Source organism: Streptomyces johnsoniae, from assembly GCF_031845565.1.
Lineage (GTDB): Bacteria > Actinomycetota > Actinomycetes > Streptomycetales > Streptomycetaceae > Streptomyces > Streptomyces johnsoniae.
The window spans coordinates 112057-137147 of record NZ_JAVREV010000011.1 but is presented as its reverse complement, the minus strand read 5'-3'; the positions used below and the strand labels follow the sequence as shown (position 1 = coordinate 137147).

The following is a 25091-nucleotide window of genomic DNA, read 5'->3' as shown; positions in this document are numbered from 1 at the left end:
GGCCATGTCCTACACCGGCAACGTCACGGTCGGCGGCCCGGCCGACGCGCATGAGCTGGCCAAGCTGATCATCTCCAAGGTCGCGGTCGGCCCCATGGAGAACAATGCCTATCTGCTGCGCTGCCGCGACACCGGCGAGCAGCTGCTCATCGACGCGGCGGACGAGCCGGGCACCCTCCTGCGCCTGATCGGTGGTGACGGCATCGCCTCCGTCGTCACCACCCACCGGCACGCCGACCACTGGCAGGCGCTCGACGAGATCGTGCGCGCCACCGGTGCGCGCACCTACGCCGGGCGGCACGACGCCCCGGGCATTCCCGTGCCCACCGACCACCCGGTCGAGGACGGCGGCGAGATCGCCGTGGGCACCTGCCGCCTCACCGCGCGGCACCTCGTCGGCCACACCCCGGGTTCCGTCGCACTGATCTACGACGATCCCGAGGGCCACCCCCACGTCTTCACCGGGGACTGCCTGTTCCCCGGCGGCGTCGGGAACACCCGCGGTGACGCACGCGCGTTCAACCGGCTGCTGCACGACGTGGAGACCAAGCTCTTCGCCCGGCTCCCGGACGAGACCTGGGTCTACCCCGGCCACGGCGCCGACACCACCCTGGGCGCCGAGCGCCCGCACCTCGGGGAGTGGCGCCAACGCGGCTGGTGACACCGTCACTCGCCGTCAGTGGGCGGCAGTAGGGTTGCGTTCATGGCCGACCCCTCCACCTACCGCCCCAGGCCGGGCGAGATTCCCGACTCGCCCGGGGTCTACCGCTTCCGCGACGATCACCGCCGGGTGATCTACGTCGGGAAGGCGAAAAGCCTGCGGCAGCGCCTGTCCTCCTACTTCCAGGACCTGACGGGGCTGCACCCGAGGACGGCGAGCATGGTCACCACCGCCGCCTCCGTGGAATGGACCGTGGTCTCCACGGAGGTGGAGGCCCTCCAGCTGGAGTACTCCTGGATCAAGGAGTACGACCCCCGATTCAACGTCAAATACCGCGACGACAAGAGCTATCCGTCGCTCGCCGTGACGATGAACGAGGAGTTCCCCAGGGCGCAGGTCATGCGCGGCCCCAAGCGCAAGGGCGTGCGCTACTTCGGCCCCTACGCCCACGCCTGGGCCATCCGCGAGACCGTCGACCTGCTGCTGCGCGTCTTTCCCGTCCGCACCTGCTCCGCCGGGGTGTTCAAGCGGGCGCGGGACGTCGGCAGGCCCTGCCTGCTCGGTTACATCGACAAGTGCTCGGCCCCCTGCACCGGCCGCGTCACCGCCGAGGAGCACCGCGCGCTGGCCGAGGAGTTCTGCGACTTCATGGCCGGCCGCACCGGCGCGTACCTGCGGCGCCTGGAGCAGCAGATGCGCGAGGCGTCCGAGGCCATGGAGTACGAGCGGGCCGGGCGGCTGCGCGACGACATCGAGGCCCTGCGGCGCGCCCTGGAGAAGAACGCGGTGGTGCTCGCCGACGCCACCGACGCCGATCTGATCGCCCTGGCCGAGGACGAGCTGGAGGCGGCCGTGCAGATCTTCCACGTCCGCGGCGGCCGGGTCCGCGGCCAGCGCGGCTGGGTCACCGACCGCGTGGAGCACGTCACCACCGCGGACCTCGTGGAGAGCGCGCTCCAGCAGCTCTACGGCGAGGAGCGCGGCGAGAGCGTGCCCAGGGAGGTGCTGGTCCCCGCCCTGCCGGAGCCGCCCGAGCCCCTGGCCGAGTGGCTCGGCGAGCGCCGCGGCGCCCGGGTCAGCCTGCGCGTTCCGCAGCGCGGCGACAAGCGGGACCTGATGGTCACCGTCCAGCGCAACGCCCAGCAGGCGCTGGCCCTGCACAAGACGAAGCGCGCCTCCGACCTGACCACCAGGTCCAGGGCCCTGGAGGAGATCACCGAGGCCCTGGCCCTCGACTCCGCCCCGCTGCGCATCGAGTGCTTCGACGTCTCCCACCTCCAGGGCGAGGACGTGGTGGCGTCCATGGTCGTCTTCGAGGACGGGCTCGCCAGGAAGAGTGAGTACCGGCGCTTCCAGATCAAGGGCTTCAGCGGCCAGGACGACATCCGCGCCATGCACGAGGTCGTCTCCCGCCGTTTCCGCCGTTACCTCAGGGAGCGGGAGAAGACGGGGGAGTGGGCCGTGGAGGAACCGGAGGAGGACACTCCGACGTCTCCGAGGACGGAGGACGGCCGTCCCCGGCGCTTCGCCTATCCGCCGCAGCTGGTGGTGGTGGACGGCGGGCAGCCCCAGGTGGCCGCCGCCCGCAGGGCGATGGACGAGCTGGGCATCGACGACGTCGCCGTGTGCGGACTGGCCAAGCGCCTGGAGGAGGTCTGGCTGCCGGGTGAGGACGATCCGGTGATCCTGCCCCGGTCAAGCGAGGGCCTCTACCTGCTGCAACGGGTCCGCGACGAGGCGCACCGCTTCGCGATCCGCTATCAGCGGGGCAAGCGGTCACAATCGATAAGAAGGGGTCCCCTCGACGCCGTCCCCGGCCTCGGGGAGACCCGCAAGAAGGCCCTGCTCAAGCACTTCGGCTCGGTCAAGCGGCTCCGCACCGCCACGGTCGAGGAGATCTGCGAGGTTCCGGGAGTGGGCCGCAGGACCGCGGAGACGGTCGTCGCGGCCCTCGCGGGAGCCCGGTCCGCACCCGCGGTCAACACCGCGACCGGCGAGATCCTGGAGGACTGAGCGGGGAGCGAGCCCACCCACTTCACGCACGAGAGAGAACACGCGGGGGACCTGCATGATGAGCGAACAGACCAGAGGCGAAGACCAGCCGGCCGCGCCGGCCGGCGGTGACGAGGCCCTGACCACCCCGGAGCTGGTGATCATCTCGGGCATGTCCGGCGCGGGGCGCAGCACCGCGGCCAAGTGCCTGGAGGATCTGGGCTGGTTCGTCGTGGACAATCTGCCGCCCGCCCTGATCCCGACCATGGTCGACCTCGGCGCCCGCTCCCAGGGCAACGTGGCCCGTATCGCCGTCGTCGTCGACGTCCGCGGCCGGAGCTTCTTCGACAGTCTGCGCGAGTCGCTGACCGACCTGGACGCCAAGGGCGTCACCCGGCGCATCGTCTTCCTTGAGGCGTCGGACAATGCGCTCGTCCAGCGCTTCGAGTCCGTGCGCAGGCCGCACCCCCTCCAGGGCGACGGCCGTATCGTCGACGGCATCGCCGCGGAACGTGACCTGCTGCGCGAGCTGCGCGGCGACGCCGACCTGGTGATCGACACCTCCAATCTCAACGTGCACGAGCTGCGCGCCAAGATGGACGCCCAGTTCGCGGGCGGGGACGAGCCCGAGCTGCGCGCCACGGTGATGTCGTTCGGCTACAAGTACGGCCTGCCGGTCGACGCCGACCACGTCGTCGACTGCCGGTTCCTGCCCAATCCGCACTGGGTGCCCGAGCTGCGCCCCTACACCGGCACCAGCGAGGAGGTCGCGGGCTACGTGTTCAACCAGCCGGGCGCCAAGGAGTTCCTCGACCGCTACGCCGAGCTCCTCCAGCTGATCGCGGGCGGGTACCGGCGCGAGGGCAAGCGCTACGTGACGATCGCGGTGGGCTGTACCGGCGGCAAGCACCGCAGTGTCGCCATGTCCGAGCGGCTGGCCCGCCGGCTGGCCGCGGAGGGAGTCGAAACGGTCGTCGTCCACCGGGACATGGGGCGCGAGTAGATGCCGCGCAAGGGTCTCCGGCACCGCCGGGCAGCCGAGGGCCAGCCGCGGAGCCGCGGCACCGTCCGGCCGCTGCGCGGCGGGCGCCGCGGCGCCCAGCCGAAGGTCGTCGCCCTGGGCGGCGGCATGGGCCTGTCCGCCTCGCTGACCGCGCTGCGCCGCATCACCGGCGACCTCACGGCCGTGGTCACCGTCGCCGACGACGGCGGGTCGAGCGGCCGGCTCCGCGACGAGCTGGGCGTGCTGCCCCCCGGGGACCTGCGCAAGGCACTGGCCGCCCTGTGCGGCGACGACGAGTGGGGCCGCACCTGGTCGGAGGTCGTGCAGCACCGCTTCACCAGCGAGGGCGCCCTGCACGACCACGCCGTGGGGAATCTGCTGATCGTCGCCCTGTGGGAGCAGCTGGGCGACCACGTGCGCGCCCTCGACCTCGTCGGCAAACTGCTGGGCGCGCACGGCCGGGTCCTGCCCATGTCGGCGGTGCCGCTGGAGCTTGAGGCCCTGGTCCGCGGCCACCGGCCGGACCGCCCGGACGAGCTGAGCCGCGTCCGCGGGCAGGCCGCCGTCGCCCTGACCCCGGGGGAGGTGCGGCAGGTCGTGCTCGTTCCGCACGACCCGCCCGCCGTCCCCGAGGCCGTGGAGGCGGTGCTCGACGCGGACTGGGTGGTGCTCGGCCCCGGCTCCTGGTTTTCCTCCGTCATCCCCCACCTGCTCGTTCCCGAGCTGCTCGACGCCCTCGTCGCGACCAGGGCCCGCCGCGTCCTCTCGCTCAACCTGGCGCCCCAGCCCGGGGAAACTGATGGCTTCTCCCCGCAGCGTCATGTGGAGGTTTTGGTACAACACGCCCCTAAACTCGCCTTTGACGTGGTGCTGGCCGACCGGGCCGCCGTGCCGGACCAGGAGAGTCTGTGCCGGGCCGCCGAGCGGCTGGGGGCCGAAGTGGAGCTGGCGCCGGTGGCCGCCCGAGGGGACACCTCCCCGCAGGGCGGCTCTTCCCGGCACGACCCGGAGCTGCTTGCCGCCGCGTACGACCGTATTTTTCGGATGCATGGAAGGATCGGCCCATGGCGATGACGGCTGCGGTGAAGGACGAGATCTCCCGGCTTCCCGTCACCCGCACCTGCTGCCGCAAGTCGGAGGTGTCGTCGATCCTGCGTTTCGCGGGCGGCCTGCACCTGGTGAGCGGGCGCATCGTGATCGAGGCGGAGCTGGACACGGGGATCGCCGCGCGGCGGCTGCGCCGGGACATTCTGGAGATCTTCGGCCACTCCTCCGACCTGGTAGTGATGGCCCCGGGCGGGCTGCGCCGCGGCAGCCGCTACGTCGTGCGCGTGGTCGCGGGCGGTGATCAGCTGGCCCGGCAGACAGGTCTCGTCGACGGCAGGGGCCGCCCGATCCGCGGCCTGCCGCCGCAGGTCGTCTCCGGCGCCACCTGCGACGCGGAGGCCGCCTGGCGCGGCGCGTTCCTCGCCCACGGCTCGCTGACGGAGCCGGGCCGTTCCTCCTCGCTCGAAGTCACCTGCCCCGGGCCCGAGGCCGCTCTCGCGCTCGTCGGCGCGGCCCGCCGCCTCCAGATCGGGGCCAAGGCCCGCGAGGTGCGCAGCGTGGACCGCGTCGTCGTGCGCGACGGCGACGCCATCGGCGCGCTGCTCACCCGGCTGGGGGCGCACGAGTCCGTGCTCGCCTGGGAGGAGCGGCGGATGCGGCGCGAGGTGCGCGCCACGGCCAACCGCCTGGCCAATTTCGACGACGCCAACCTCAGGCGTTCCGCGCGCGCCGCCGTGGCCGCGGGCGCGCGCGTCCAGCGCGCGCTGGAGATTCTGGCCGACGAAGTGCCGGAGCACCTCGCCGCGGCGGGCCGGCTGCGGATGGAGCACAAGCAGGCCTCGCTCGAGGAGCTGGGCGCGCTGGCCGATCCGCCGCTGACCAAGGACGCGGTGGCGGGCCGCATCAGGAGACTGCTGGCCATGGCCGACAAGCGTGCGCAGGATCTGGGCATTCCGGGTACCGAGTCGAGCCTCACCGAGGAGATGGTCGGCTGACGCGGCCGCCCGTGCGGGCCCCGCGGGCCCGTGTTTCCGGGCCCGAACACGCCTGGCCGATGTCACCGGCCGGACCCGGGCGCGGTAGGGTCGGAAGTGGTCGGGGACATCCCAATACAGCATCGCCGGTGTTCGTTTCACCGGCGTACCAACGAGGAGATCGGTTCGTGACGATCCGCGTAGGAATCAACGGCTTTGGCCGTATCGGTCGCAACTACTTCCGCGCACTCCTTGAACAGGGGGCGGACGTCCAGATCGTCGGTGTCAACGACCTGACCGACAATGCCACCCTGGTGCACCTGCTCAAGTACGACAGCATCCTCGGCCGCCTCAAGGAAGAGGTCACCCACACCGAGGACACCATCTCGGTCGGCAACCAGACCTTCAAGACGCTCGCCGAGCGCGACCCGGCGGCGCTGCCGTGGGGCGAGCTGGGCGCCGACATCGTCATCGAGTCCACCGGCATCTTCACGAAGCGCGACGACGCCGCCAAGCACCTGGCCGCCGGGGCCAAGAAGGTCCTGATCTCCGCGCCCGCGAAGAACGAGGACCTGACGGTCGTCATGGGCGTGAACCAGGACCAGTACGACGCGAGCGCGCACCACGTCATCTCGAACGCCTCGTGCACCACCAACTGTGTGGCGCCCATGGCCAAGGTGCTCGACGAGAGCTTCGGCATCGTCAAGGGCCTGATGACGACGGTCCACGCGTACACGAACGACCAGCGCATCCTGGACTTCCCGCACAAGGACCTGCGCCGCGCCCGCGCCGCCGCGCTCAACATCATCCCGACCACGACCGGTGCCGCCAAGGCCACCGCCCTGGTCCTCCCGCAGCTCAAGGGCAAGCTGGACGGCATCGCGATGCGCGTGCCCGTCCCGACCGGCTCGGTCACCGACCTGGTCGTCGAGCTGAGCCGCGAGACCACCAGGGACGAGGTCAACGCCGCCTTCCGCAGCGCCGCGGACAGCGACCTGAAGGGCATCCTGGAGTACACCGAGGACCAGATCGTCTCCTCGGACATCGTCAACTGGCCGGCCTCCTGCACCTTCGACTCCTCGCTCACCATGGCGCAGGGCAACCAGGTCAAGATCGTCGGCTGGTACGACAACGAGTGGGGCTACTCCAACCGCCTCGTCGACCTGACCTCTTACGTCGGCGAGCGGCTCTGACCCGTCGCGTCCGCAGGGCTCGCAGCGCGCCTCACCGCCCGCTGCGGGCCCTCGTGCCATGGCAGAGCAGCCTCTAGGAGCCCAGACAAGCATGAAGACGATCGATGATCTCCAGGTCGCCGGGCGGCGCGTCTTCGTCCGTGCGGACCTGAACGTTCCGCTCGCCGACGGGACCATCACCGACGACGGCCGCATCCGGGCCGCCGTGCCCACCATCGAAAAGCTCGCGGCGGCCGGCGCCCGCGTCGTCGTCGCCTCGCACCTGGGGCGGCCCAAGGGCGCCCCCGACCCGCAGTACTCGCTCGCGCCCGTCGCCGAGCGCCTGGGTGAACTCCTCGGCCGCCCGGTCGCGTTCGCGGCCGACACCGTGGGCGAGAGCGCCCGGGCCACCGTCGAGGGCCTCGCCGACGGCGAGGTCGCGCTGCTGGAGAACCTGCGCTTCAACGCGGGCGAGACCAGCAAGGACGACGCCGAGCGCGGCGCCTTCGCCGACCGCCTCGCGGGCCTCGCCGAGGTCTACGTCGGCGACGGCTTCGGCGCCGTGCACCGCAAGCACGCCTCCGTCTACGACCTCCCGGCCCGGCTCCCGCGCGCCGCGGGCGGCCTGATCGCCACCGAGGTCGGCGTGCTGGAGCAGCTCACCGAGAATGTCAGCCGCCCCTATGCCGTCGTCCTCGGCGGCGCGAAGGTCTCCGACAAGCTCGGCGTCATCGACCATCTCCTCGCCAGGGCCGACCGCATCCTCATCGGCGGCGGCATGGCCTACACGTTCCTCAAGGCGCAGGGGCACGAGGTCGGCGACTCCCTGCTCCAGGAGGACCAGGTGCCGGCCGTGCGGGAGTACCTGCGCCGGGCCGCCGAGCTGGGCGTGGAGTTCGTGCTCCCCGTCGACGTGGTGGCGGCCGAGGAGTTCCCCGACCTGAAAACCAAGGCGCCGGCCGATCCGGCCGTGCTGTCCGCCGACGCCATTCCGGCCGGCCGGCAGGGCCTGGACATCGGCCCGGAGACGGGCGCGCTGTACGCGGCCAAGCTGGCGGACGCGGCGACCGTCTTCTGGAACGGCCCGATGGGCGTCTTCGAGCACCCCGACTTCGCGAGCGGGACCAGGGCCGTGGCCCGGGCGCTCGCGGACAGCCCGGCCTTCACCGTCGTCGGCGGCGGTGACTCGGCGGCGGCCGTCCGCACCCTCGGCTTCGAGGAGTCGGCATTCGGCCATATCTCGACCGGCGGCGGAGCCAGCCTCGAATACCTTGAGGGCAAGACGCTCCCCGGCCTTGCGGCACTGGAGGACTGAAGGACGATGGCTTCGCGCACTCCGCTGATGGCGGGCAACTGGAAGATGAACCTCAACCACCTTGAGGCCATCGCGCACGTCCAGAAGCTCGCCTTCGGCCTTTCGGACAAGGACTTCGACGAGGTCGAGGTCGCCGTGCTGCCGCCGTTCACCGATCTGCGTTCGGTGCAGACACTGGTGGACGGGGACAAGCTGAAGATCAAGTACGGTGCCCAGGACATCTCCGCGCAGGACTCGGGCGCGTACACCGGCGAGATCTCGGGACCGATGCTCGCCAAGCTCAACTGCACCTACGCGGTGGTCGGGCACTCCGAGCGCCGTCAGTACCACGGCGAGAACGAAGACATCTGCAACGCCAAGGTCAAGGCCGCCTACCGGCACGGGCTCACCCCGATCCTGTGCATCGGTGAGCCGCTGGAGGTGCGCAAGGCCGGCTCCCACGTCGCGCACACCCTGGCCCAGCTCGACGGCGGGCTGAAGGACGTGCCCGCCGACCAGGCCGCCACCGTGGTCATCGCCTACGAGCCGGTGTGGGCCATCGGCACCGGAGAGGTCGCCACCCCGGACGACGCGCAGGAGGTCTGCGCGGCCATCAGGGCCCGCCTGGCCGAGCTGTACGACGGCGTGCTGGCCGAGGGCGTCCGCATCCAGTACGGCGGCTCGGTGAAGTCGGGGAACGTCGCGGCGATCATGGCCCAGCCGGACGTGGACGGCGCCCTGGTGGGCGGTGCCTCACTGGACGCGGACGAGTTCGTCAAGATCGTCCGCTTCCGCGATCAGTAGAGACCATCTCCCGCGCTAGCGGTACCCTGTCCGGGGGTCGGCCCCGCGTCGGCCCCCGGTAATACGTCCATCCGTCCCTGAGAGAGTTGGTCCAGTCGTGGAAACGGCGTTCCAGATCGCCCTGATCGTGTTCAGCGCCCTGCTGGGGCTGCTCGTGCTGATGCACAAGGGCAAGGGCGGCGGCCTCTCCGACATGTTCGGCGGCGGCATGCAGTCCTCCGTCGGCGGCTCGTCGGTCGCCGAGCGCAACCTGGACCGGATCACCGTGGTCGTGGCCCTGATGTGGTTTGCGATCGTCGTGGTGCTCGGTCTGCTGATGAAGTCCTAGCGAAGTCCTGTCTCAAGTAACTCCTAGCACTGGACGTGCGTTGAGCCTTGCATAGACTGAGGACTTCGCAGGATGTCAGGCAGGAGTAACGACCGTGGCAGGTGGCAACGCGATCCGGGGCAGCCGGGTCGGGGCGGGGCCCATGGGTGAAGCCGAACGCGGCGAGTCCGCCCCTCGGCTGAGGGTCTCCTTCTGGTGCGCGAACGGGCACGAGACACAGCCCAGCTTCGCCAGCGACGCACAGATCCCGGAAACCTGGGACTGCCCGCGTTGTGGTTTCCCGGCAGGCACACAGCGCGACGCCCCGCCGGACCCCCCGCGTACCGAGCCCTATAAGACGCATCTCGCGTACGTCCGCGAGCGCCGCAGCGACGCCGACGGCGAGGCGATCCTCGCCGAGGCACTGGCCAAGCTGCGCGGCGAGATCTGACGGGGCGGCTCGACCGCCGTACCGGCCCGGGGCACCGAAAGGCGCCCCGGGCCGCTCTCGTGCGCCGGCGTCTCCACCGGTGCCCGCGCCGATCGACTAGCGTGGGGGCGACCTGGGAACGTCGTTGCGATGGATGGCTGAGGGCGAGATGAACGTAGCCGGCCGAGTCAGGCTCGATCGGATGGCCGAGTGGAGCGCGCTGGGCAAGCACCGCGAGGAGCTGGGGGAGGTGCACCTGCGGGAGCTGTTCGAGCGGGACCCCGGGCGGGCCGGACGGTACGTCCTGCGCGTCGGGGACCTCCACCTCGACTACTCCAAGCAGTTGGTGACGGACGAGACCCTGCGGCTGCTGCGGGAGCTGGCCGCCGCCACGGGCGTGGCGGAGCTGCGGGACGCGATGTTCCGCGGCGAGAAGATCAACGTCACCGAGGGGCGGGCCGTCCTGCACACCGCGCTGCGGGCGCCGTCGGACGCGGTGGTCGAGGTGGACGGCGAGAACGTGGTGCCCGCCGTGCACGAGGTGCTCGGGAAGATGGCCGACTTCGCGCGGCGGGTGCGGTCCGGGGAGTGGACCGGCCACACGGGCAGGCGCATCAGGACGGTCGTCAACATCGGGATCGGCGGCTCCGATCTGGGCCCCGCGATGGCCTACGAGGTGCTGCGGCCGTACACGGACCGCGGGCTGGGCTTCCGTTTCGTCTCCAACGTGGACGGCGCCGACCTGCACGAGGCGCTGCGCGACCTCGATCCGGCGGAGACGCTGTTCATCGTCGCCTCCAAGACGTTCACCACCATCGAGACGATCACCAATGCCACGTCGGCCCGCCGCTGGCTGCTCGACGGGCTCGGCGGCGACAGCGCGGCCGTCGCCCGGCACTTTGTCGCCGTGTCGACGAACGCGGAGAAGGTGGCGGCGTTCGGTATCGACACCGCCAACATGTTCGAGTTCTGGGACTGGGTCGGCGGCCGTTACTCCTACGACTCGGCGATCGGCCTGTCGCTGATGGTGGCGATCGGCCCCGAGCGGTTCCGCGAGATGCTGGACGGGTTCCGGCTGGTGGACGACCACTTCAGGACCGCCCCTGCCGAGGAGAACGTGCCGCTGCTGCTCGGGCTGCTCGGCGTCTGGTACGGGGCCTTCTTCGACGCGCAGTCGCACGCCGTGCTGCCCTACAGCCACTACCTCTCCCGCTTCACCGCCTACCTCCAGCAGCTGGACATGGAGTCCAACGGCAAGTACGTCGACCGGGCGGGGCGGCCGGTCGGCTGGCAGACCGGGCCCGTGGTGTGGGGCACCCCGGGCACCAACGGGCAGCACGCCTACTACCAGCTGCTGCATCAGGGCACCAAGGTCATCCCGGCGGATCTGATCGGATTCGCCAGGCCCGTCGCCGAGTTGAGCGAGGACCTGAAGGCGCAGCACGATCTGCTGATGGCCAACCTGTTCGCGCAGGGCCAGGCGCTCGCCTTCGGCAAGACCGCGGAGGAGGTGCGGGCCGAGGGCGTCGCGGAGGACCTGGTGCCGCACCGCACGTTCCCGGGGAACCGGCCCACCACCACCGTGCTCGCGGGCGAGCTGACGCCCTCCGTCCTCGGCCAGCTGGTCGCCCTGTACGAGCACAAGGTGTTCGTACAGGGCGCGGTGTGGGACATCGACTCCTTCGACCAGTGGGGCGTCGAGCTCGGTAAGGTCCTCGCCAAGCGCGTGGAGCCCGCCCTCGTGCAGGGCGCCGAGGTGCCAGGACTCGACGCCTCCACGGCGGCCCTGGTGGCCACATACCGCGAGCTGCGCGGGCGGTGAGCCCGGCCCGCCGGGGCCCCGCGGGGCCCCGGCGGCTCAGGCCGCCGCGGGCAGGTCGGCCGCGGCGGCCTCGTCGAGCAGCCACAGGGTGCGGGCGCCGGCGGCGCGCGCGGCCGGGGCGGCATCGTCCCCTCCGAGCGCCGTCGCCACGGCCCGCGCCTTGTCCTCGCCCGCGGCGAGCAGCCACACCTCACCGGCCGAATTGATCACCGGCAGGGTGAGCGAGATGCGGGTCGGCGGCGGCTTCGGCGCCTCGCGCACCGCGACCACCGTACGGTCGGTGACCTCGGCGGCCGGGTGGCCGGGGAACAGCGACGCGATATGCGTATCGGGGCCCACACCCAGCAGCAGAACGTCGAACGGGCCTGCCGCGGCGGCCAGTTCGGCTGCGTAGCTCTCCGCCGCCGCATCCGGGTCGTCCCCGTGGGGGCCGTCGGACGCGGGCATCGGGTGCACGCGGGCCGGGTCGAGCGGCACCGCGTCGAGCAGCGCCGCCCTGGCCTGGGTGTCGTTGCGGTCGGGGTGGCCATGCGGCAGGAAGCGTTCGTCGCCCCACCACACGTCGAGCCGCCCCCAGTCCACCGCGTCCCGCGCCGGGGAGCCGGCGAGCGCGGCCAGCAGGCCGTTCCCGTTCCGGCCCCCGGTCAGCACCACCGAGGCGGCGCCGCCCGCCGCCTGCGCGTCCACGACGGCCGTGATCAGCCGGGCCGCCGTGGCCTGCGCCATCAGCTCCTTGTCGCGGTGGATGACGACGAAGGGGCCGGCGGGCGGCACCGCCGTCACGACGGCTGCTCCGCCTGCTTGCCGGCCTTCTTCTCCGGCTTGCCCTGCTCCCCGCCATCGGCCCTGGCCGCCGCGGCCTTCCGCGTCGGCTTCTCCGCCCCGGGCGCGGCCTGCGCCGCGGGCACCGCCTGCGCCTGGCCCGGCCGCTTGTGCAGCTGCCCGACCCCGTGCCGCACCGCCTGTGCGTACGCATCGTCCGGGTCGAGCCGCCGCAGCTCCTCGGCGATCAGCTCGGCCGTGCTGCGGCGGTGGAGCGCCACGTGCCGGTCGGGCTGGCCCGGCACCGCCAGGGTCGCCAGCGAACCGTCCGGGCGGTCCAGGCAGATCACGCCGTCCGCCACGTTCAGCCGAACGGCCGTGATACCCGGGCCGGGGGAGACGACCCGCTCGACCGGCACGCCGAGGCGGTCGGCCAGCCACAGCGCGAGCAGCTCCGTGCTCGGGTTGTACTCCTCGCCCTCCACTTCGGCGGACGAGATCGCCGCGTGCTTCTGGTCGAGCGCCGCCGCGAGCACACTGCGCCACGGCGTGATCCTCGTCCAGGCGAGGTCGGTGTCGCCCGGCGCGTACACCCGGGCCCGCAGGCCGAGCGCCGCGACCGGGTCCTCGGTGGACGCCGCGTCGGTGATGCGCCGCTGGGCCAGGGTGCCCAGCAGGTCGTCGGCCGGGTGACCGGGGGCCTCCTCGGGCCACCACACCACGACCGGCGCGTCCGGCAGCAGCAGCGGCATCACGACGCTGTAGGCGTGCGCCGACAGCTCGCCGTGCAGCCGCAGCAGCACCGTTTCCCCGTTGCCGACGTCCCCGCCGACCCGGACCTCCGCGTCCAGCCGGGCGTTCGCCCGCTCCCGCGGCGAGCGCCCGGGGCGCTTGATGACGACCAGAATCCGCGAGGGGTGCTCCTGGGACGCTTCGCTCGCGGCCTTCAGAGCGTCGTAGTGGTTGCCCTCGTCCGTGACGATGACGAGGGTCAGCACCATCCCCACGGCCGAGCCGACCGCCCGCCGCGCCTGGACCAGAGCCGCGTTGATCTGGCTGGACGTGGTGTCCGTCAGGTCGATATTCATGGTCGCCGCCAGCTCCGTCCGTCGCGCGCGAGCATCTCATCCGCCGCCTTGGGCCCCCAGGTGCCCGCCGTGTACGGCTCGGGCCTGCCGTGCCCTGCCCAGAAATCCTCGACGGGGTCGAGGATTTCCCAGGAGCGCTCGACCTCCTGATGCCGGGGGAAGAGGTTGGCGTCGCCCAGCAGCACGTCGAGCAGCAGCCGTTCGTACGCCTCAGGGCTGGACTCCGTGAACGACTCGCCGTAGGCGAAGTCCATCGTCACGTCCCGGATCTCCATTTGCGTGCCCGGCACCTTGGAGCCGAAGCGCACGGTGATGCCCTCGTCCGGCTGCACCCGGATCACCAGGGCGTTGTGCCCCAGCTCCTGGGTGTCGGTGGTGTCGAACGGGGAGTAGGGCGCCGTCTGGAAGACGACCGCGATCTCCGTGACGCGGCGGCCGAGCCGCTTGCCGGTCCGCAGGTAGAACGGGACGCCCGCCCAGCGGCGGTTGTCGATCTCCAGGCGCATCGCCGCGTAGGTATCGGTGACGGAGGCCCGGTCGATACCGTCCTCGTCCAGGTAACCCGCCACCTTCTGGCCGCCCTGCCAGCCGCCGGTGTACTGCCCGCGCACGGTGTGCCGGCCCAGGTCCTCCGGCAGTTGCACCGCGTGCAGCACCTTCAGCTTCTCGGTGACCAGCGCGTCCGCGTCGAAGGACGCCGGCTCCTCCATCGCCGTGAGGGCGAGCAGCTGGAGGAGGTGGTTCTGGATGACGTCGCGTGCGGAGCCGATGCCGTCGTAGTACCCGGCCCGGCCGCCGATGCCGATGTCCTCGGCCATCGTGATCTGCACGTGGTCGACGTAGGAGCGGTTCCAGATGGGCTCGAACATCGTGTTGGCGAAGCGCAGCGCCAGAATGTTCTGCACCGTCTCCTTGCCCAGGTAGTGGTCGATGCGGAAGACCTCGTGGGGCGGGAAGACCTCGTGCACCACCTGGTTCAGCTCCTGGGCGGAGGCCAGGTCGTGGCCGAACGGCTTCTCGATGACCGCGCGCCGCCAGGAGTCCGTGGGCGGCTCGGACAGGCCGTGCTGCTTCAGCTGGCGCACGACCGTGGGGAAGTACTTGGGCGGAACGGACAGGTAGAAGGCGAAGTTTCCGCCCGTACCGCGCTCCTTGTCCAGCCGGTCGATGGTGCTCCGCAGATTGACGAACGCCTCGTCGTCGTCGAAGGTCCCGGAGACGAACCGCATCCCCTCGGCCAGCTGGCGCCACACCTCCTCACGGAAGGGCGTGCGCGCGTACTGCTTGACGGAGTTGTGCACGACGTCGCAGAAATCCTCGTCCGCCCAGTCCCTGCGGGCGAATCCCACCAGCGAGAAGCCCGGGGGCAGCAGCCCCCGGTTCGCGAGGTCGTACACGGCGGGCATGAGCTTCTTGCGGGAGAGGTCACCGGTGACGCCGAAGATGACCAGACCCGACGGCCCCGCGATGCGCGGGAGCCGCCGGTCCTGCGACGTGCGCAGGGGGTTGAGATGTTTCGGTTGGTTCGCGCTGACGCTCACCGGTGTCTCAGTCCTCCCCGCCCGCCAGGCGCTCCAGCTCGGCCTTCGTGGAGTCGAGCAGGCCCGTCCAGGCCGTCTCGAACTTGTCCACGCCCTCGTCCTCCAGCAGCTGCACCACCTCGTCGTACGAGACGCCGACCTTCTCCAGCGCGTCCAGGTCGGCGCGCGCCCGCTCGTAGGTGCCGCGGATGGTGTCGCCCGCGATCTCGCCGTGGTCCTCGGTGGCCCGCAGCGTCGCGCCCGGCATGGTGTTGACGGTGCCGGGCGCGACCAGCTCGGTCACGTACAGCGTGTCCGGGTAGGCCGGGTCCTTCACGCCCGTGGACGCCCACAGCGGGCGCTGCGGGTTGGCCCCGGAACGGGACAGGGCCTGCCAGCGGTCCGCGCCGATGGCCTCCTCGTACGCCTGGTAGGCCAGCCTGGCGTTGGCGACGGCGGCCTTGCCGCGCAGCGCGGTCGCCTCCTCGGTGCCGATGGCCGCGAGACGCTTGTCGATCTCGGTGTCCACCCGGGAGACGAAGAACGACGCGACCGAGTAGATCGTCGACAGATCGAGGCCCTTGGCGGCGGCCTGTTCGAGACCGGCCTGGTAGGCGTCCATCACCTCGCGGTACCGCTCCAGCGAGAAGATCAGAGTCACGTTGACGCTGATGCCCCGCCCGATGGTCTCCGTGATCGCCGGCAGCCCGGCCCTGGTGGCCGGGATCTTGATGAACGTGTTCGGCCGGTCGACCAGCCATGCGAGCTGCTTGGCCTCGGCGACGGTGGCCCGCGTGTTGTGCGCCAGGCGCGGGTCGACCTCGATGGAGACCCGGCCGTCGAGCCCGCCGGTCGCCTCGTACACCGGGCGCAGCACGTCGGCCGCGTCCCGGACGTCGGAGGTGGTGATCATGCGCACCGCCTCCTCGACCGTGACCCGGCGGGCGGCCAGGTCGGCCACCTGCTCCTCGTACCCCTCACCGGCGGAGATCGCCTTCTGGAAGATCGACGGGTTGGTGGTGACGCCCACGACGTGCTGCTGATCGAGCAGTTCGCCGAGGCTTCCCGAGGTGATCATCGAGCGGGACAGATCGTCCAGCCAGATCGCGACACCCTCCTGGGAGAGCCGCTTGAGTGCGTCGGTCATGGAAATCGCATCTCCTGCTGTCTCGTGTATCGGTGTCAGCGCCCGGCGGCCGTCAGGGATTCCCGCGCGGCCTGCGCCACAGCTTCCGGGGTGATCCCGAACTCGCGGTAAAGCGTCTTGTAATCGGCGGAGGCACCGAAGTGTTCGAGCGACACGATCCGGCCCGCAGATCCGACGTAGGCGTGCCACGTCAGGCCCACGCCGGCCTCGACCGCGACCCGCGCCTTGACCTCGGGCAGCAGCACGCGGTCCCGGTACGCCTGGTCCTGCTCCTCGAACCACTCCACGCACGGCATCGACACCACGCGGGTGGGCACGCCCTCGGCCTGGAGCTGCTCGCGGGCGGCGAGCGCGAGGTGCACCTCGGAGCCGGTGGCGATGAGCAGGGCGCGCGGCGCGCCGCCCTCCGCCTCGGTGTGCACGTAACCGCCCCTGGCGGCATCCTCGTTGGCCGCGTAGGTCGGCACGTTCTGCCGGGTCAGGGCGAGCGCGTGCGGGGCCGGGTGGGTGCCGTGCCGCCGCAGGATCTCGCGCCAGGCGAGGGAGGTCTCGTTGGCGTCGGCCGGCCGCACCACATTGAGTCCTGGGATCGCGCGCAGCGCGGCCAGGTGCTCGACGGGCTGGTGCGTGGGGCCGTCCTCGCCCAGCCCGATGGAGTCGTGCGTCCACACGTAGGTGACCGGCAGCTTCATCAGCGCGGCGAGGCGCACGGCTGGGCGCATGTAGTCCGAGAAGACCAGGAACGTGCCGCCGTAGACGCGGGTGTTGCCGTGCAGGGCGATGCCGTTCATGGCGGAGCCCATGGCATGTTCCCTGATGCCGAAGTGCACGGTGCGGCCGTACGGGTCGGCCTCGGCCAGCGGGTTGCCCGCAGGCAGGAACGAGGACGACGCGTCGATCGTGGTGTTGTTGGAGCCGGCGAGGTCGGCCGAGCCGCCCCACAGCTCGGGGACGACCGCGCCGAGAGCCGCCAGGGTCTTGCCGGACGCCTTGCGGGTGGCGACGTCGGTGCCCGGGTCGAAGGACGGCAGCTCCCGCTCCCAGCCCTCGGGCAGCTGCCCGGCGCGAATCCGGTCGAACTGCGCGGCCCGCTCCGGGTTGGCCTGCCGCCAGGTGGCGAGCTGCTTCTCCCAGGTGGCGCGGGCGGTCTGGCCCCGTTCGACGGCGGACCTGGCGTGCGCGAGTACCGCCTCCTCGACCTGGAAGTGCTGCTCCGGGTCGAAGCCGAGGACCCGCTTCGTCGCGGCCACCTCGTCGTCGCCGAGCGCCGAGCCGTGCGCGGCCTCGGTGTTCTGCGCGTGGGGCGCGGGCCAGGCGATGATGGAACGCGCTGAGATGATCGAGGGCCGCCCGGTCTCGGCCCGCGCCGCCGTGAACGCGGTGTGCAGGGCCGCGGGGTCGAGGTCGCCGTTCTCCTTGGGGGCGACGCGCTGGACGTGCCAGCCGTACGCCTCGAAGCGGGCGAGCACGTCCTCGGAGAACGCGGTCTCGGTGTCGCCCTCGATGGAGATGTGGTTGTCGTCGTACAGGAGCACCAGGTTGCCCAGCTTCTGGTGCCCGGCCAGGGAGGCGGCCTCGGCGGACACGCCCTCCTGGAGGCAGCCGTCGCCGGCGAACACCCAGATCGTGTGGTCGAACGGCGAGGTGCCGGGCTCCGCGTCCGGGTCGAAGAGGCCGCGCTCGTAACGGGCGGCCATCGCCATGCCCACCGCGTTGCCGATGCCCTGTCCCAGCGGCCCCGTCGTCGTCTCGACGCCGACCGTGTGGCCGTACTCCGGGTGGCCTGGGGTCCTGGAGCCCCACGTGCGGAAGGACTTCAGGTCGTCAAGCTCCAGGCCGTACCCGGCCAGGTAGAGCTGGACGTAGAGCGTCAGGCTGGTGTGGCCCACGGACAGTACGAAACGGTCACGGCCCGCCCAGTCGGGGTCGGACGGGTCGTGGCGCATCAGCTTCTGGAACACCAGATAGGCGGCGGGCGCCAGGCTCATGGCCGTGCCGGGGTGGCCGTTCCCGACCTTCTGCACGGCGTCGGCGGCCAGGACCCGGGCGGTGTCCACGGCCCGTTCGTCCAGATCCGTCCATTCGAGGTCTGAGGTGGTCGGCTTGCTGCTCACCCTGCGTCAGGGCTCCTCTCCGCGTATGTTCAGGCCGGTGAAGGGCCTCACCGCCAGGCGGCGGATACGGCTCACCGGGCGCTGTCGAGCCTACCTCCGGCGGTCGGGGCGACCCCGGGACACGTGCAACCTTGTCAGGTCGCAAGGACGGCCCGCCGGCCAACGTTTACTACAGTGCCCCAGGCTGGACGTTCCGGCACGTTCGCCGAGACGGGGCCCCGCCGACAAGGCGCGCAAGCCGGGCGTCTAGAGTGACGGCGTAACGTGCGAGCTGCGACCACGGCCGATCGCCGGACGGAGCCCGCCATTCGCCCGCAGCGCCAATCGCTGATGTCGCACAATCAGGGGTGTCCGTGACGGCCGTCGATTCCCGTCCCGTGGCAGAGCTTGCCCAGGGCTCGGTCCGCAGGACTCCGGGAGACCGGGTCAAGGCGTTCATCGCACTCACCAAGCCCCGCATCATCGAACTGCTCCTGATCACCACGGTCCCCGTGATGTTCCTGGCGGAGCAGGGTGTGCCCGACCTGTGGCTGGTGTTCGCCACCTGCCTGGGCGGTTACCTCTCGGCGGGCGGCGCCAACGCGCTGAACATGTATCTCGACCGCGACATCGACGCGCTGATGCACCGCACCCGCAACCGGCCGCTGGTGACCGGCGTCGTCCGGCCGGTGGAGTGCCTCGCGTTCGGCATCGCGCTCGCCGTGATCTCCACGCTGTGGTTCGGGCTGACGGTCAACTGGCTGTCCGCCTGGCTGGCGCTCGGGGCGCTGGCGTTCTACGTGCTCGTGTACACGATGCTCCTCAAGCGCCGCACCTCGCAGAACATCGTGTGGGGCGGCATCGCCGGATGCATGCCGGTCCTCATCGGCTGGTCCTCGGTGACGAACTCCGTCTCCTGGGCGGCCGTCATCCTCTTCCTCGTCATGTTCTTCTGGACGCCGCCGCACTACTGGCCGCTGTCGATGAAGGTGAAGGACGACTACGCCCGGGTCGGCGTGCCCATGTTGCCGGTGGTCGCGGCCAATACGGTGGTCGCGCGGCAGATCGTGATCTACAGCTGGGTGATGGTGCTCGTCTCGCTGGCGCTGTGGCCGCTCGGCTACACCGGCTGGTTCTACCCGGTGGTCGCCGGGGCGGCCGGCGCGTGGTGGCTGTGGGAAGCGCACACGCTGCTGGGCCGCGCGCGGGCGGGACACCAGGGCGTGAAGCTCAAGGAGATGCGCCTCTTCCACTGGTCGATCACCTACGTGTCGGTGGTCTTCCTCGCCGTGGCCATCGACCCGTTCCTGCGCTGAGGCGCGGCGGCCCGCACTCCATTACCGGCCGGTAGGATGCGGCCATGGCTGACTCCGCGGAATCATCGGACCCCGGTACCCGCCCCGACGGCATCCGCCCCGACGAACGGGCCGTGGCGCGCCTGACGCGCCGTATCCGCGCCTTCGCCGCCGCGCACGGCGGCGACGCGGAGGGGCAGATCTCCTACCTCGGCATCCGCGGCCACCGGCTCGTGCTGGTCGGCGCGGACGGCGGCTGGGGCGACGTGGTCGCGGCCGACCGCGCGGTACTCGCCGCGGCGGCCGACCAGGCGGGCGTGGCCGTGCGGGAGACACTCGACGGGGAGCTGGCCGCACGCCTGCGCACGGGCCCCGACGAGTGGAGCCGGATGGCGGGCCTCCAGATCGGCTCCCCCGGGGACACCTGAGCACAAGGCCGCGGGGCCCCTGAGCACAAGGCCGCGGGGCCGGGGGCCGCGCCGCCGGGGGAGGAAGGGCCGGGGGAGAGAGCCTACGCCGTGGTCGCGGGCACCGGTTCGGGGGCGTGCGCGGGGGGCGCGCCGTGCTCTGAGCCGGGTGCCGTGCCACGGTCGCGGGTGGCGAGCAGCAGGCGGAGGGTGGCGATCCACACCAGTGTCGAACCCAGCAGGTGGAAGCCGACCAGCAGCTCGGGCTCGTCGAGGAAGTACTGGGCGTAGCCGATGGCGCCCTGCGCCATCAGCACGGCGAACAGGTCGCGGGCGCGGGCCCGCACTCCGCCGGGGGCGTCCACCAGGCGCAGCACGATCCAGATGGCGGCCGTCGCCAGGACGACCGCCCAGGCCAGCGCGGAGTGCACGCGGGTGATGGTCTCCCAGTCGAACGGCATGCGCTCGATGTCGCTGCTGTCGCCGGCGTGCTCGCCGCTGCCGGTGACCGCGGTCCCGACGATGATCAGTGCCCCGGTCAGCGCGGTCAGCCCGAAGACGGCGCGCCGCACGGGCGGGCCGACCAGCGGCCGCGGCTCCGCGTCGCCCTCGCGGGTGCGCTGCCAGGTCACGGTGGCCGCCGTGATCAGCGCGGTGGCGGCCAGGAAGTGCGCGGCGACGATGTACGGGTTCAGCTCGGTGAGCACCGTGACGCCACCGATGACGCCGTTGCCGGCCACGACCCAGAACTGCGCCCAGCCCAGCCGGGTCAGCCCGCGGCGGCGCGGCTTGGCCGACCTGGCGGCGATGATGGCCCAGCCGACGGCGGCGCTCACCACGTAGGTGAGCATCCGGTTGCCGAACTCGATCAGCCCGTGCAGCCCCATCTCCGAGGTGGCCACGAGGCTGTCGTCGCTGCACTTGGGCCAGGTGTCGCAGCCGAGACCCGAGCCGGTGAGCCGGACCGCGCCGCCGGTGACGACGATGCACACGCTCATGACGAGGGCCGTGAGCGCCGCCCGGCGCACGGTGCGCGGGTGCGGGGTCCACCGGTCGGCGATGAAGGCGAGGGGGTTTCGCACTGCTTTCAGCACGCACTCATGCTAGGCCCCCGCTTGTGCGCGCTTTCACGAGGGGCGGGTTCCGGTTCTCACTCCCAGCGGAAGAAGCGGGCCGCGGCGCCCAGGCCCGCCACCGCCCAGCCGGCGAGCACGGCCGCGTCGCCCCAGGGCATGCCCGCGCCGTCGTCCAGCACCGCGCGCAGACCGTCGGAGAGCGCGCCGAGCGGCAGCGCCTCGAACACGCCGCGCAGCCCCGCGGGGAAGTCGTCCAGCGGAACGATCACGCCGCCGGAGAACAGCAGCAGCACGAAGACGAGGTTGGCGGCCGCCAGCGTCACCTCGGCGCGCAGGGTCCCCGCCATCAGCAGGCCGAGTCCGGAGAACGCCGCGGTGCCGAGCAGCATCAGCAGCGCGACAGCCGCCGGGTTCCCGTGCGGCGACCAGCCGAGTGCCAGCGCCACGGCCGTGAGCAGCACCGTCTGGAGCACCAGGGTCACGAGAACGGCGCAGGTCTTGCCGCACATCAGCGCCCAGCGGGGCAGCGGCGAGGCGCCCAGGCGCTTGAGGACGCCGTAGCGCCGTTCGAAGCCGGTGGCGATGGCCTGTCCGGTGAACGCCGTGGACAGCACCGCGAGCGCCAGGATGCCGGGGGCGAGGAAGTCGACCCGTTCCCCCTCGCCGACGTCCACCACGTCGACGCTGCTGAACAGGACCAGCAGCAGTGTCGGGATGACCACGGTCAGCAGCAGCTGTTCGCCGTGCCGCAGCAGCATCCTGGTCTCCAGGGCGGCCTGTGCGGCGATCATGCGCGGCAGCGGTGCCGCTCCGGGGCGCGGCGCGTGGCGGCCGGGGCCCGCTCCGGTTTCGGTGCTCACGGGCGCAGCTCCTTGCCGGTCAGTTCCAGAAAGACGTCTTCGAGGGTGTGCCGCTGGGTGGTGATCCGGTCGGCGAGCACCCCGTGCTGGGCGCACCAGGCGGTGACGGTGGCCAGCAGCCGCGGGCCGACGTCGCCGGTGATCCGGTAGCTGCCCGGGCTCGGCTCGGTGGCCTCGCTCCCCGCGGGCAGCGCCTGGCGCAGCGAGACCAGGTCGAGCCCCGGCCTGCCGGTGAAGCGCAGGACGTCCGCCGTGCCGCCGCGGCTCAGGTCCGCCGGGCTGCCGTGCGCGATGACGCGTCCGGCGTCCACGATGGCCACGTCGTCGGCCAGCTCCTCGGCCTCGTCCATGTGGTGCGTGGTGAGCACCACGGTGACGCCGTCCGCCCGCAGTTCCCTGATCAGGTCCCAGGTGGCGTGTCTGGCCTGCGGGTCGAGGCCGGCCGTCGGCTCGTCGAGAAAGACCAGCTCGGGCCGGCCGACGACGGCCAGGGCCAGGGACAGCCGCTGCTGCTGGCCGCCGGACAGGCGCCGGTAGGTGGTGCGTCCGAAACCGCCGATCCCGAGCCGGTCGGCGAGCGCGTCGACATCGAGGGGGTGCGCGTGCAGCCGGGCGACGTGGCGCAGCATCTCCTTGGCGCGCACGCCCGGGTAGACGCCGCCGTTCTGGAGCATCACGCCGATGCGGGGGCGCAGCGCCGCCGCATCGGCGACCGGGTCGAGGCCGAGTACCCGCAGGTGTCCCGCGTCGGGGGTGCGGAACCCCTCGCAGGATTCGACGGTGGTCGTCTTGCCCGCTCCGTTCGGCCCGAGCACGGCGGTCACGGTGCCCCGTGCGACGGTGAGGTCGAGGCCGTCCACCGCGGTCGTGCGGCCGTACCGTTTGACCAGGCCGACTGCTTCGACGGCCGGTGCGGCCCCTGGGGTGTGCATGCAGTGGAGTGTAGAAAGCCCGCGGTGCGGCCCTTGACCGCGGGCCCCCGGAGCCGTTCCCGGGACGCGGAGGTAAGGCTTGCCTTACGTGATGTACTGCATCCGGCCAGGTCAGAACCTGGCTTGCTCGTGTCGCGCGAATTACGCAACAATGGCGTTGTGAAAAAGCGGAGCGAGCGGCGTGAGGCGCCGGCGGCCACGGGTGCCGCCGGGGAGCCCGTGCTGCCCGCGGCGTCCGAGGAGCAGTCCGGCACGCGGCGGCGCGTCGTGCGGTCGATCCTCGGGCACGGCCCTTCGACCGCGGCCGAGCTGGCCGGCCGGCTGGGGCTCACCCAGGCGGCGGTGCGCAGGCATCTGGACGCGCTGGTCGCCGACGGGCTGGTCGAGCCCCGCGAGAAGCGGGTCTACGGCTCGCGCGGCCGGGGCCGTCCGGCCAAGGTCTTCGCGATCACGGACTCCGGCCGGGACGCCTTCGACCACGCCTACGACGAGCTCGCCGTGGAGGCGCTGCGCTGGATCGAGCGCGCTGCCGGCGGCAGCGAGCGGGGCGCGGCCGCCGTCATGGACTTCGCGCGCGCCAAGGCCGCCGCGCAGGCCGAGCAGTACCGCCCGTTCCTGGAGCGGGCCGCCCCGGAGGACCGGGCCAGGGCGCTGGCCGAGGCCCTGTCCCAGCACGGCTACGCCGCCGTGGCCCGCGGGGTCCCCGCGCCCGCGGGGGAGCAGCTGTGTCAGCATCACTGCCCGGTGGCGCACGCCGCCGCGCGCTATCCGCAGCTGTGCGAGGCGGAGACCGAGGTCTTCTCCAGTCTGCTGGGCACCCACGTGCAGCGCCTGGCCACCATCGCCCATGGTGACGGCGTGTGCACGACCTTCGTCCCGCGGCCCGAGCAGGCGGCGGCCACGGAGGACAACGAGACCACCGCATCACCACGCATCGCCGGGAGGAACCCCGCATGACGCTCCCCACGGAGACGGCCCACCCCGAGCTCGAGGGGCTGGGCAACTACGAGTACGGCTGGGCGGACTCCGACACGGCCGGTGCTGTCGCCAGGCGCGGCCTGTCCGAGGATGTCGTCCGCGACATCTCGGGCAAGAAGTCCGAGCCGGACTGGATGCTCAGGCTGCGGCTGAAGGGGCTGAAGCTCTTCGGCAAGAAGCCCATGCCCACCTGGGGCTCCGACCTCAGCGGCATCGACTTCGACAACATCAAGTACTTCGTGCGGTCCACGGAGAAGCAGGCCCAGAGCTGGGAGGACCTGCCCGAGGACATCAAGAACACCTACGACAGGCTGGGCATCCCCGAGGCGGAGAAGCAGCGGCTGGTCGCGGGTGTGGCCGCGCAGTACGAGTCGGAGGTCGTCTACCACCAGATCCGCGAGGACCTGGAGCGGCAGGGCGTCATCTTCCTGGACACCGACACGGCGCTGCGGGAGCACCCGGAGCTGTTCCAGGAGCACTTCGGCACCGTGATCCCCGCCGGCGACAACAAGTTCGCCGCGCTGAACACGGCGGTCTGGTCCGGCGGATCGTTCATCTACGTGCCGCCGGGCGTGCACGTCGACATCCCGCTCCAGGCGTACTTCCGGATCAACACGGAGAACATGGGGCAGTTCGAGCGGACGCTGATCATCGTCGACGAGAACGCCTACGTGCACTACGTCGAGGGCTGCACCGCCCCCATCTACAACTCGGACTCGCTGCACTCCGCGGTCGTCGAGATCATCGTGAAGAAGGGCGGCCGCTGCCGCTACACGACCATTCAGAACTGGTCGAACAATGTGTACAACCTGGTGACCAAGCGGGCCGTGGCCTACGAGGGCGCCACCATGGAGTGGGTCGACGGCAATATCGGCTCCAAGGTCACCATGAAGTACCCGGCCGTGTACCTGATGGGCGAGCACGCCAAGGGCGAGACGCTGTCCGTGGCCTTCGCGGGCGAGGGGCAGCACCAGGACGCGGGCGCCAAGATGGTGCACATGGCGCCGAACACCTCGTCCAACATCGTCTCCAAGTCGGTGGCCAGGGGCGGCGGGCGCACCTCCTACCGCGGTCTCATCGAGATCGGCGAGGGCGCGGCGGGCTCCAAGTCCAATGTGCTGTGCGACGCGCTGCTGGTGGACACCATCTCCCGCTCCGACACCTACCCGTACGTGGACGTCCGCGAGGACGACGTGACGATGGGGCACGAGGCGACGGTCTCCAAGGTCAGCGACGACCAGCTGTTCTACCTGATGAGCCGCGGTCTCTCCGAGGACGAGGCCATGGCGATGATCGTGCGCGGCTTCGTCGAGCCGATCGCCAAGGAGCTGCCGATGGAGTACGCCCTGGAGCTCAACCGGCTGATCGAGCTGCAGATGGAGGGCGCCGTCGGCTGACCCGGCGGCGCGGCGCGCCCGCGGGCGCGC

General features: G+C 71.7%; 23 protein-coding genes. 15 read left to right on the top strand and 8 right to left on the bottom strand.

Annotation, left to right across the window (positions count from 1 at the left end; genetic code table 11):
* The first annotated feature begins 4 nt into the window (after positions 1–4).
* The 11 genes from RM779_RS20285 (at position 5) to pgi (ending at position 11506) form a co-directional block, all read left to right on the top strand.
* On the top strand, positions 5–661 hold the full coding sequence (locus RM779_RS20285) for an MBL fold metallo-hydrolase (protein WP_311619152.1): 657 nt from the start codon (positions 5–7) through the stop codon (positions 659–661).
* Between the two features lie 42 nt (positions 662–703).
* Positions 704–2674, top strand: a complete 1971-nt coding sequence (gene uvrC, locus RM779_RS20280) for an excinuclease ABC subunit UvrC (RefSeq protein ID WP_311619151.1) — start codon at positions 704–706, stop codon at positions 2672–2674.
* A 58-nt stretch (positions 2675–2732) separates the two neighbouring features.
* On the top strand, positions 2733–3656 hold the full coding sequence (gene rapZ, locus RM779_RS20275; RefSeq protein WP_311619150.1) for an RNase adapter RapZ: 924 nt from the start codon (positions 2733–2735) through the stop codon (positions 3654–3656).
* Complete coding sequence (locus tag RM779_RS20270) at positions 3657–4730, top strand: gluconeogenesis factor YvcK family protein (protein WP_311619149.1); 1074 nt, start codon at positions 3657–3659, stop codon at positions 4728–4730. It abuts the gene before it with no gap.
* Positions 4721–5698, top strand: a complete 978-nt coding sequence (gene whiA / locus RM779_RS20265) for a DNA-binding protein WhiA (RefSeq protein WP_311619148.1) — start codon at positions 4721–4723, stop codon at positions 5696–5698. The genes RM779_RS20270 and whiA overlap by 10 nt, the downstream gene beginning before the upstream one ends.
* 167 nt (positions 5699–5865) lie before the next feature.
* Positions 5866–6870, top strand: a complete 1005-nt coding sequence (gap, locus tag RM779_RS20260) for a type I glyceraldehyde-3-phosphate dehydrogenase (RefSeq protein WP_311619147.1) — start codon at positions 5866–5868, stop codon at positions 6868–6870.
* A 91-nt stretch (positions 6871–6961) separates the two neighbouring features.
* Complete coding sequence (locus RM779_RS20255) at positions 6962–8164, top strand: phosphoglycerate kinase (protein WP_311619146.1); 1203 nt, start codon at positions 6962–6964, stop codon at positions 8162–8164.
* 6 nt (positions 8165–8170) lie between these two features.
* Entirely contained in the window at positions 8171–8947 is a 777-nt protein-coding gene (gene tpiA, locus RM779_RS20250) for a triose-phosphate isomerase (protein WP_311619145.1), read from the top strand.
* A 97-nt stretch (positions 8948–9044) separates the two neighbouring features.
* Complete coding sequence (gene secG, locus RM779_RS20245; RefSeq protein ID WP_107485137.1) at positions 9045–9275, top strand: preprotein translocase subunit SecG; 231 nt, start codon at positions 9045–9047, stop codon at positions 9273–9275.
* Between the two features lie 94 nt (positions 9276–9369).
* On the top strand, positions 9370–9705 hold the full coding sequence (locus RM779_RS20240) for an RNA polymerase-binding protein RbpA (RefSeq protein ID WP_077062098.1): 336 nt from the start codon (positions 9370–9372) through the stop codon (positions 9703–9705).
* 148 nt (positions 9706–9853) lie between these two features.
* Complete coding sequence (gene pgi / locus RM779_RS20235) at positions 9854–11506, top strand: glucose-6-phosphate isomerase (protein WP_311619144.1); 1653 nt, start codon at positions 9854–9856, stop codon at positions 11504–11506.
* Positions 11507–11542: 36 nt separating this feature from the next.
* Here pgi and pgl read toward each other — a convergent pair whose 3' ends face one another.
* Genes pgl through tkt form a run of 5 tightly spaced genes read right to left on the bottom strand, consistent with a single transcriptional unit; the run spans position 11543 to position 18137 of the window.
* A complete protein-coding gene (gene pgl, locus RM779_RS20230; protein WP_394813350.1) occupies positions 11543–12232 on the bottom strand; it encodes a 6-phosphogluconolactonase in 690 nt (229 codons plus the stop codon).
* Between the two features lie 53 nt (positions 12233–12285).
* Positions 12286–13356 (bottom strand): glucose-6-phosphate dehydrogenase assembly protein OpcA, encoded by a 1071-nt coding sequence (opcA, locus tag RM779_RS20225; RefSeq protein ID WP_311619142.1) that lies wholly within the window; start codon positions 13354–13356, stop codon positions 12286–12288.
* Positions 13353–14897, bottom strand: a complete 1545-nt coding sequence (zwf, locus tag RM779_RS20220) for a glucose-6-phosphate dehydrogenase (protein ID WP_311619141.1) — start codon at positions 14895–14897, stop codon at positions 13353–13355. The genes opcA and zwf overlap by 4 nt, the downstream gene beginning before the upstream one ends.
* Positions 14898–14904: 7 nt before the next feature.
* A complete protein-coding gene (gene tal / locus RM779_RS20215) occupies positions 14905–16023 on the bottom strand; it encodes a transaldolase (protein WP_311619140.1) in 1119 nt (372 codons plus the stop codon).
* 35 nt (positions 16024–16058) lie between these two features.
* The gene (gene tkt / locus RM779_RS20210) at positions 16059–18137 is read right to left on the bottom strand and encodes a transketolase (protein ID WP_311619139.1); all 2079 of its coding nucleotides are present in this window, start codon (positions 18135–18137) and stop codon (positions 16059–16061) included.
* 353 nt (positions 18138–18490) lie between these two features.
* Between tkt and RM779_RS20205 the strand changes: the two genes are divergently transcribed.
* Together RM779_RS20205 and RM779_RS20200 are read left to right on the top strand one after the other, a co-directional pair.
* Positions 18491–19432, top strand: coding sequence for a heme o synthase (locus RM779_RS20205; RefSeq protein ID WP_311619138.1), 942 nt, complete (start codon positions 18491–18493; stop codon positions 19430–19432).
* Between the two features lie 44 nt (positions 19433–19476).
* Positions 19477–19839 carry a hypothetical protein gene (locus tag RM779_RS20200; protein ID WP_311619137.1) on the top strand — a complete coding sequence of 121 codons (363 nt, stop codon included), beginning with the start codon at positions 19477–19479 and terminating at the stop codon, positions 19837–19839.
* 83 nt (positions 19840–19922) lie between these two features.
* Here the strand turns inward: RM779_RS20200 and RM779_RS20195 are convergent, their stop codons facing one another.
* The 3 genes from RM779_RS20195 to RM779_RS20185 all read right to left on the bottom strand — a co-directional run bounded on the left by RM779_RS20195 (position 19923) and on the right by RM779_RS20185 (position 22686).
* Positions 19923–20912 carry a COX15/CtaA family protein gene (locus tag RM779_RS20195; protein WP_311619136.1) on the bottom strand — a complete coding sequence of 330 codons (990 nt, stop codon included), beginning with the start codon at positions 20910–20912 and terminating at the stop codon, positions 19923–19925.
* Between the two features lie 56 nt (positions 20913–20968).
* The gene (locus RM779_RS20190; RefSeq protein WP_311619266.1) at positions 20969–21685 is read right to left on the bottom strand and encodes an ABC transporter permease; all 717 of its coding nucleotides are present in this window, start codon (positions 21683–21685) and stop codon (positions 20969–20971) included.
* Positions 21686–21750: 65 nt separating this feature from the next.
* On the bottom strand, positions 21751–22686 hold the full coding sequence (locus tag RM779_RS20185) for an ABC transporter ATP-binding protein (RefSeq protein WP_311619135.1): 936 nt from the start codon (positions 22684–22686) through the stop codon (positions 21751–21753).
* Between the two features lie 159 nt (positions 22687–22845).
* Between RM779_RS20185 and RM779_RS20180 the strand changes: the two genes are divergently transcribed.
* A complete protein-coding gene (locus tag RM779_RS20180) occupies positions 22846–23643 on the top strand; it encodes a helix-turn-helix transcriptional regulator (protein WP_394813345.1) in 798 nt (265 codons plus the stop codon).
* The gene (sufB, locus tag RM779_RS20175; RefSeq protein ID WP_077062108.1) at positions 23640–25061 is read left to right on the top strand and encodes a Fe-S cluster assembly protein SufB; all 1422 of its coding nucleotides are present in this window, start codon (positions 23640–23642) and stop codon (positions 25059–25061) included. Before RM779_RS20180 ends, sufB begins: the two co-directional genes overlap by 4 nt.
* Positions 25062–25091: the final 30 nt, after the last annotated feature.

Excerpts from the sequence above, each read along its gene's own strand:
- whiA (WP_311619148.1), top strand. The coding sequence starts at position 4,721 with ATGGCGATGACGGCTGCGGTGAAGGACGAGATCTCCCGGCTTCCCGTC.
- RM779_RS20185 (WP_311619135.1), bottom strand. The coding sequence starts at position 22,686 with ATGCACACCCCAGGGGCCGCACCGGCCGTCGAAGCAGTCGGCCTGGTC.
- tpiA (WP_311619145.1), top strand. The coding sequence starts at position 8,171 with ATGGCTTCGCGCACTCCGCTGATGGCGGGCAACTGGAAGATGAACCTC.
- uvrC (WP_311619151.1), top strand. The coding sequence starts at position 704 with ATGGCCGACCCCTCCACCTACCGCCCCAGGCCGGGCGAGATTCCCGAC.
- pgl (WP_394813350.1), bottom strand. The coding sequence starts at position 12,232 with ATGGCGCAGGCCACGGCGGCCCGGCTGATCACGGCCGTCGTGGACGCG.
- RM779_RS20270 (WP_311619149.1), top strand. The coding sequence starts at position 3,657 with ATGCCGCGCAAGGGTCTCCGGCACCGCCGGGCAGCCGAGGGCCAGCCG.
- opcA (WP_311619142.1), bottom strand. The coding sequence starts at position 13,356 with ATGAATATCGACCTGACGGACACCACGTCCAGCCAGATCAACGCGGCT.
- RM779_RS20190 (WP_311619266.1), bottom strand. The coding sequence starts at position 21,685 with ATGATCGCCGCACAGGCCGCCCTGGAGACCAGGATGCTGCTGCGGCAC.
- RM779_RS20285 (WP_311619152.1), top strand. The coding sequence starts at position 5 with ATGTCCTACACCGGCAACGTCACGGTCGGCGGCCCGGCCGACGCGCAT.
- rapZ (WP_311619150.1), top strand. The coding sequence starts at position 2,733 with ATGAGCGAACAGACCAGAGGCGAAGACCAGCCGGCCGCGCCGGCCGGC.
- RM779_RS20255 (WP_311619146.1), top strand. The coding sequence starts at position 6,962 with ATGAAGACGATCGATGATCTCCAGGTCGCCGGGCGGCGCGTCTTCGTC.
- pgi (WP_311619144.1), top strand. The coding sequence starts at position 9,854 with ATGAACGTAGCCGGCCGAGTCAGGCTCGATCGGATGGCCGAGTGGAGC.
- sufB (WP_077062108.1), top strand. The coding sequence starts at position 23,640 with ATGACGCTCCCCACGGAGACGGCCCACCCCGAGCTCGAGGGGCTGGGC.
- tal (WP_311619140.1), bottom strand. The coding sequence starts at position 16,023 with ATGACCGACGCACTCAAGCGGCTCTCCCAGGAGGGTGTCGCGATCTGG.
- RM779_RS20200 (WP_311619137.1), top strand. The coding sequence starts at position 19,477 with ATGGCTGACTCCGCGGAATCATCGGACCCCGGTACCCGCCCCGACGGC.